At 74.5% G+C, this 6,077-nt stretch carries 6 protein-coding genes; 3 read left to right on the top strand and 3 right to left on the bottom strand.

Annotated elements, in window-relative coordinates:
* Nucleotides 1–385 (bottom strand): universal stress protein (locus ACXJKG_RS18635; protein ID WP_456847230.1); only part of this gene is annotated, 385 nt, incomplete at its 3' end.
* A 226-nt stretch (nucleotides 386–611) separates the two neighbouring features.
* Between ACXJKG_RS18635 and ACXJKG_RS18630 the strand changes: the two genes are divergently transcribed.
* Together ACXJKG_RS18630 and ACXJKG_RS18625 are read left to right on the top strand one after the other, a co-directional pair.
* Nucleotides 612–1,196, top strand: coding sequence for a DoxX family protein (locus ACXJKG_RS18630; protein WP_456847229.1), 585 nt, complete (start codon nucleotides 612–614; stop codon nucleotides 1,194–1,196).
* 73 nt (nucleotides 1,197–1,269) lie between these two features.
* The gene (locus ACXJKG_RS18625) at nucleotides 1,270–2,088 is read left to right on the top strand and encodes an alpha/beta fold hydrolase (RefSeq protein ID WP_456847231.1); all 819 of its coding nucleotides are present in this window, start codon (nucleotides 1,270–1,272) and stop codon (nucleotides 2,086–2,088) included.
* Here ACXJKG_RS18625 and ACXJKG_RS18620 read toward each other — a convergent pair.
* The gene (locus ACXJKG_RS18620; RefSeq protein WP_456847228.1) at nucleotides 2,057–2,779 is read right to left on the bottom strand and encodes an esterase/lipase family protein; all 723 of its coding nucleotides are present in this window, start codon (nucleotides 2,777–2,779) and stop codon (nucleotides 2,057–2,059) included. The genes ACXJKG_RS18625 and ACXJKG_RS18620 overlap by 32 nt on opposite strands.
* An 88-nt stretch (nucleotides 2,780–2,867) precedes the next feature.
* Between ACXJKG_RS18620 and ACXJKG_RS18615 the strand changes: the two genes are divergently transcribed.
* Nucleotides 2,868–3,692, top strand: a complete 825-nt coding sequence (locus ACXJKG_RS18615) for a bestrophin-like domain (protein ID WP_456847227.1) — start codon at nucleotides 2,868–2,870, stop codon at nucleotides 3,690–3,692.
* Here ACXJKG_RS18615 and hrpB read toward each other — a convergent pair.
* On the bottom strand, nucleotides 3,655–6,077 hold a 2,423-nt coding region (hrpB, locus tag ACXJKG_RS18610), incomplete at its 5' end, for an ATP-dependent helicase HrpB (RefSeq protein WP_456847226.1). The genes ACXJKG_RS18615 and hrpB overlap by 38 nt on opposite strands.

Raw genomic sequence — 6,077 nt, 5'->3', positions numbered from 1 at the left:
CGAGGTGGGAGCCGGTGGCCCCCGTGCGGCCGCGGCCGTACCGGGGACGCGCGCCGACCACGAGCAGCTGGGCGTCCACGCTCAGCTCGCGCAGGGCCGGGACGACCTGACCGTGCAGAACCCGGACCCGGACCGTCACACCGGGGTGGTGCTCGCGGACATGGACGCGCTGCTCCGCCAGGTACTCCTCGACCTCCGCGCCGCCGTCCCCGGTGTCGATGACGGGATACCAGCTCCACGCCATCGCCTGCCAGGCGTCGTCGATCACGCGGGTGAGCAGGACGTCGGCGCGACGCCGCACGGCTTCCGCGACGCCCCACTCCAGGGTGTGCGCGCTGTTGGGTGAGCCGTCGAGCGCGACGACCACCGGTCCGTCGGTACGCATGAGATGCCTCCTCGCTCCTCGCGCGTGGCTCGGCCGCAGCCGGTCCGCTTCCCTCCAGCCTCGACCGCCTCCGGCCCCGCGTCCCGGGACCTGGGTCCCTGATCGGCCCGGCGCAGGAGGGACCTTCGGCCCTGGGGACGACCGCCCGCGCGGAGCAGCGTGGCGTCAACAGAGCCTGACCTACCCGGTCCCAACGGTGGGACCTCGCACGGAGGAGACAATCGACATGGCAACCATCCATCCCGAGACCACGACATCGACCCACCCGGCCGTGCTGGTCGAGGACGACGTCGTCACGCACGCGACGGGCCGCCGCTGGCTCGCCGTCACCCGGCTCGCCACGGGCTTCATCTTCCTGTGGGCGTTCCTCGACAAGGCGTTCGGGCTGCACTACAGCACCGGCGCCGCCGTGGCCGAGGGCGAGCCGGCACAGGCCTGGATCAACGGCGGTACGCCGAGCCAGGGCTTCATGCAGTTCGCCACCGTCGGCCCGTTCAAGGGCACGTTCGCCTCGATGGCGAGCGTCGGCACCGACTGGCTGTTCATGCTGTGCCTGCTCGGGGTCGGCGTGGCCGTCATGCTCGGCATCGGGCTGCGCATCTCGGCGGTCGCCGGCTCGCTGCTCATGGCCCTGATGTGGACGGCGGAGTGGCCGCTCCTGCAGGGCTCGACCAACCCGCTGGTCGACTACCACGTGATCTACGCCCTGGTGCTGATCACGTGTGCCGTCCTCCTCGCCGGAGACACCTGGGGCCTCGGCCGCCGGTGGGCGCGGATCCCCCTGGTGCAGCGGTTCGGCTGGCTGCGCTGACCAGCAGGTCGCACCATCAGAGCGGCGCCTCGACCACGAGGCGCCGCTCTGACACTATCTGCGAGTGGCGGACATGGACCCCGGCTGGACCGAGAGCACGCTCGACGTGGAGGGCCACAAGGTCTTCTACAGGTTGAGCCCCGCCGTGCCGGGCGCCGTGCCGATCGTGCACGTGCACGGGTTCGGCATCTCGGGCACCTACCTGATGCCGACGGCCCGCCTGCTCGCCGAGCGGGCCATGAACGTGGTGCCGGACCTGCCGGGGTACGGCAAGAGCGAACGCTGGGGCTACACCCTCGGCATCCCCGCGCTGGCGATCGCCCTCCTGAAGATGCTCGACGACGCCGGGCTGGAGAAGGTCGTCCTGGTGGGCAACTCGATGGGCTGCCCGGTGAGCCTCGAGGTGGCGCACGCGGCACCGGACCGGGTGGATCGGCTCGTGCTCGTCTCGCCCGCGGGCGGGGTGCACAACCAGGGGCTCGGCAAGGCGATCCGGCAGCTGGCTCGGGACGGCGCGCGCGAGAGCCCGCGGATGGCGCGGGTGGCCGTCCCGGACTACCTCAGGTTCGGCCCGATCAACACGTGGAACATGTTCGCCGAGCTCACCAGGTTCCCGTCCCTGGAGCGGCTGCTGAAGGCGACCGTGCCCACCCTGGTCGTCATCGGGAGCAAGGACCCGCTGATGGCGCCGCCGCGCCGGGTGCGGGAGATCGCCCGCCTCGCGGGCCCGCAGCTCACCGTCGCCCTGATCGAAGGGGCCGCCCACGCGATCAACTTCAGCCACCCGGGCGAGCTGTCGCACGTGATCGGGTCGTGGCTCGACGGCGACGAGATCGTCGACGACCCCGACTCCCCCGGGTTCACCCGGGTTCTGCAGCTGCCCCGGGGCTGAGCAGACGCTCGAGCAGCAAGGCCTCGAGGACCGGGTCCGCCAGCGGCCGGAAGTGCCCCGGTGTCGACAGCACCACGTTCTGCGCCCCGTCGAGCGCGCTGCCGGCCGGGATGTGCGGGTCCCAGTCGCTGTGCACCGAGGTGATCCGGGCGTTCACGGCCCGCTCGCCGGCGAGCGACACGATCGTCGCGTCGTTCGGGATGAAGGCGCGCACCGCCGGCGCGAGGAACCAGCGCGCGTGGACGGAGCCGGAGAACGGCGTGTTGACCGCGATCATCGAGTCGATCCGCCGGTCGGGGTCGCGCACCATGGCGAGCTTGCCGATGAGCCCGCCCTTGCTGTGCGCCACGAGGACGACGTCCCGCAGGTCGTGGTCCACGAGGTACCCGGCGAGCACCTCCGCCCCGTCCGCGACCGGCCGCCGGTTGGTGCGCAGGCGGGGCAGCACGTGGACCCGGACGCCGTGCCCGTGCAGGAACGTGGCGATCGGCAGCAGGAAGTGCCACGACTCGTAGACGCCGGGCAGGAGCACCACGGGCGGGCCGACCGGCTGCTCGGGGTGGCGCAGCTGCTCGGGGTCCACGCGCGACACGATGCCCTCGGCCTGCCACCGGAGCACCGTCGCGTAGTCGCGAGCACGCCACCACGTCTGGCGGAAGAGGCGGCCGGGCTGGCGCGACGCGTCGGGCATGCGGTCATCGTTGCGCACGATCGCTCGCTCGTGTCCGATCTGGCCCCTATGTTGAGCGGGTGCAGCAGAGCGACCCCCTCGAGACCGCGTGAACATCGTCGTCGGCGCGATCATCACGATCGGCGTCACCGCCCTCACGGTCACCGCGATGCTCCTGGTCAGGCGCCGCGCGCCCGAGGGCAGCTACTTCAGCGACGGCGACCGCGCCTCGGGGGTCTTCGGGGTGCTGGCCACGGGCTTCTCGGTGCTCCTGGGCTTCATCATCTTCCTGGCGTTCCAGTCCTACGACGAGGCCCGCTCCGGAGCGGAGACCGAGGCCGTGATCGTCGCCCAGCAGGTGCAGACGGCCCAGTACCTCCCCGCCGACGTGCGCGACGAGCTCACCGGTCAGCTGGTCTGCTACGCGCGGGCGGTCGTGGGCGTCGAGTGGCCGAAGATGCAGTCGGGGACGCTCGGCGACTCGTTCAACCCGTGGGCCGTCGGCCTCTTCCGCACGGTCCACCCGTTCGAACCCCAGACCGACGTCGAGCAGTCGGCCTACGACCGGTGGATGGACCAGACGGCCCAGCGCGAGCAGGCCCGCATCGACCGCGTGCACGGCGCCGAGGGACTGATCCCGCTGCCCCTGTGGCTCGTGCTCTTCCTGATCTCGGGCGTCATCTTCGTGTACGTGCTGTTCTTCGCGGACTCGTCTGAGGGGGTCGTGACCCAGGGGCTGCTCATGGGCAGCGTGACGGTCGTCATCACCCTGCTGCTCCTGCTGCTCGCGTTCTTCGACCACCCGCACGGCAACGACGTGGGAAAGCTGCAGCCGGTGGCGATGCAGCGGACCCTGCGCCTGGTCGACGCGGAGCTGCACGAGCTGCAGCTCGACGTCACGATCCCGTGCGACGAGGCGGGCGTGGCGAGCTGAGGCCGCGCACCGGCGCCGCCTCGAGCGGGTCGTCGGGCCAGGCGTGCTTCGGGTACCGCCCGCGCAGCTCGGCGCGGACCTGCAGGTAGCCGTTCCGCCAGAACGACTCGAGGTCCGCGGTGACCGCAGCCGGCCGTCCCGCCGGGGACAGCAGGTGGAGCAGGACCGGCACCCGCCCGCCGGCCAGGCGCGGCGTGGCCCGCCACCCGAACGTCTCCTGCAGCCGCACGGCGAGCACGGGCTGGTCAGCGGTGTAGTCGACGCGCACGCTCGAGCCGCTGGGCACGGTGAGCCGTTCCGGAGCGAGCTCGTCGAGCCGCGCGGCGTCGGGCCAGGGCAGCAGCCTGCGCAGCGCCTGGAGCACGTCGACGCGTGGCAGGTCCCGCGGCCCACGGACCCCCGACAGGTCCAGCCACGCGTCCTGGTCCGCCAGCAGGGCCTCGTCGGACACGTCCGGCCACGGCGAGCCCAGCGCGGCGTGGAGGAAGGCGAGGCGCCGGCGCAGCGCGGTGGCGGCCTCGGACCAGCGCAGCATCGACAGGCCCTCGCGGGCGAGACCCTCGCGCACCGCCGCCAGGACGAGCTCGCGGGGCGGGTTCGGGAGCGGCACCGACGTCAGCTCGATCGCGCCCAGCCGGCGCACGCGCCGGGCGACGACGGCGCCCTGCACCCACGCGACCGTCTCCTCGTATCGCAGCAGCGCCGGCGCGGCCTCCGTCGCCAGGTCGAGATCGAGGGGCGCCGCCGACCGGATCGTCGCGTCGCGGCGGCCGGCGCCGCGGTCGGCGTCGGCGACCGCCAGCCATGGCAGGCCGACGAGCGCCGAACCCGGGGGCAGCGCGGCCCCGGTGCCGGACGTCATGAGGTACGTCGAGCCCCCAGGGCGCAGGCGTGCGATGCGGTCGGGGTGCGCGAGGGCGACGACGAGTCCCACGGCGAGGTCGTCGGTGAGGTCCTCCAGGCCGGGCACGCCCCGTCCCTCCGACGGCGCTGACGATCGCAGCCTGGCGACCTGCGCGCGCCAGCCCGACGCCTGGGGTCCGCCGCGCCGCASCGCCCGKAGSGCCGCSACSAGGTCRCCGCCGGGCGCSCGSRCGTCGTCSGWCAGCAGGGCGACCACCTCGGCMGCCCGCCGGGCGCCGACGAGCCCCGAGCCGTCCAGCAGCGCCCGGGCCAGGCGCGGGTCGGCCGGGACGGCGGACACGGCCCGGCCCCGGGCGGTCGGAYGTCCGTCCGGCCCGACCGCGCCGAGGTCCACCAGGATCGCGCGCGCCGCGGCCATGGCCGCCTCGGGCGGGGCGTCCAGGAGCGCCAGCCCGGCACCGTCCGGGCTCCCCCAGCACGCCAGCTCGAGCGCGAACGCGGTGAGGTCCGCCGTGAGGATCTCCGGCTGCGGGTGCGCCGGCAGCCGGGCGTCGTCGGCCGCGGACCAGCAGCGATAGACCGCTCCGGGCCCCTCCCGGCCCGCGCGCCCGGCCCGCTGCTCCGCGGCCGCCCGGCTCACGCTCACGGTCACCAGGCCGGCGAGGCCGCGTCGGTGGTCCGTCCGCGGCTCGCGCGAGAAGCCCGCGTCGACCACCACCCGGACCCCGGGCACCGTCAGCGACGACTCGGCGACGGCGGTCGACACGACGACCCGGCGCCGCGCGCCCGGGGTGAGCGCGAGGTCCTGATCGCGCGCCGGCAGCCGCCCGTGCAGCGGACGCACGGCCACGTCGAGGCCCGAGAGCCGCCGCGCGACGCCGTCGACCTCACCGGCCCCGGGCACGAAGACGAGGATGTCGCCGGTGCGCTCCGTCAGGGCCCGGCGCACGGTCACGGCGACGTGGTCGAGGAACCCCGGGGTCACGCCACGCTCGTCGGTCCGCGCGACCCGCGGCGGGGGCGGGCTCTGGACGACGTCGACCGGGAAGAGCGCGCCGGCGACGCTCACCACGGGCGCTCCGCCCAGCAGGGCGGCCGTGCGCTCCGCCTCCACCGTCGCGGACATCGCCACCAGCGCGAGGTCGGCGCGGAGGTTCGCCCGCACGTCGACCACCAGGGCGAGCGCGAGGTCGTCGTCGAGGTGCCGCTCGTGGACCTCGTCGAGGACCACCGCGCCGACGCCGGGCAGCTCCGGGTCCCGCTGCAGGCGCCTGACCAGCACGCCCGTGGTCACCACCTCGATGCGGGTGGCGGCGCTCACCACGCGGTCGCCGCGCACCGAGAACCCGACCGTGGCGCCGACCGGCTCGCCCAGCAGGTGCGCGAGCCGACGCGCGGCCGCACGCGCAGCGATCCGGCGCGGCTGGGTCACGATCACCCGGCCGGTCACGGCCGCCGCGACGGCCGGCGGGACGAGCGTCGTCTTGCCGGTGCCGGGCGGCGCCTGCACGACCGCGGCGC

The sequence above is a fragment of the Cellulomonas sp. P5_C6 genome (assembly GCF_054049635.1).
This window is presented reverse-complemented; position numbering and strand designations above follow the sequence as displayed.

Excerpts from the sequence above, each read along its gene's own strand:
- ACXJKG_RS18630 (WP_456847229.1), top strand. The coding sequence starts at position 612 with ATGGCAACCATCCATCCCGAGACCACGACATCGACCCACCCGGCCGTG.
- ACXJKG_RS18625 (WP_456847231.1), top strand. The coding sequence starts at position 1,270 with ATGGACCCCGGCTGGACCGAGAGCACGCTCGACGTGGAGGGCCACAAG.
- ACXJKG_RS18620 (WP_456847228.1), bottom strand. The coding sequence starts at position 2,779 with ATGCCCGACGCGTCGCGCCAGCCCGGCCGCCTCTTCCGCCAGACGTGG.